Here is a 753-nt window from a genome sequence, read left to right as displayed (position 1 = left end):
TATATTGAATGGTTGATCAGTTCAGTTGGCTAGGGCGCTTGCATGTCCCGAAAGCCTTCGGGAAAGAGGTCGTCGGTTCGACCCCGATACTCTCCACAAAGGTTCACATAAGTGAGCCTTTCTTTTTTTATGTCCTTTTCTGTCTATATTATTTACTCTGCAAAGCTGGATAAATATTATGTTGGTTATACAGAGAATATTTTGAATCGTTTACATCAGCATAATAACGGCGAATCTTCTTTTACATCAAAAGCCAATGACTGGATTTTAAAATACACCCAGGATTTTGATAGCCGGGAAAAGGCGCATTCCAGGGAGTTAGAGATCAAAGGTAAAAAGAGCAGGAAATATATTGAATGGTTGATCAGTTCAGTTGGCTAGGGCGCTTGCATGTCCCGAAAGCTTTCGGGAAAGAGGTCGTCGGTTCGACCCCGATACTCTCCACAAAGGTTCACATAAGTGAGCCTTTCTTTTTTTATGTTCTTTTCTGTTTATATTATTTACTCTGCAAAGCTGGATAAATATTACGTTGGCTATACAGAGAATATTTTAATTCGTTTACATCAGCATAATAACGGTGAATCTTCTTTTACATCAAAAGCCAATGACTGGATTTTAAAATACAGCCAGGATTTTGATAGCCGGGAAAAGGCGCATTCCAGGGAGTTAGAGATCAAAGGTAAAAAGAGCAGGAAATATATTGAATGGTTGATCAGTTCAGTTGGCTAGGGCGCTTGCATGTCCCGAAAGCTT

General features: G+C 39.7%; 2 protein-coding genes. Both read left to right on the top strand.

Translation table 11 applies throughout. From position 1 onward, the window contains the following. The first annotated feature begins 129 nt into the window (after positions 1-129). A complete protein-coding gene (locus ACYVM0_RS20770; RefSeq protein ID WP_460562312.1) occupies positions 130-381 on the top strand; it encodes a GIY-YIG nuclease family protein in 252 nt (83 codons plus the stop codon). Between the two features lie 78 nt (positions 382-459). Further along, a complete protein-coding gene (locus tag ACYVM0_RS20765; protein WP_460560279.1) occupies positions 460-729 on the top strand; it encodes a GIY-YIG nuclease family protein in 270 nt (89 codons plus the stop codon). Positions 730-753 lie beyond the last annotated feature (24 nt).

It is taken from the genome of Ferruginibacter profundus, assembly GCF_054783275.1.
The sequence above is the reverse complement of the archived record's forward strand: the minus strand, read 5'-3'. Positions and strand labels throughout refer to the sequence as shown.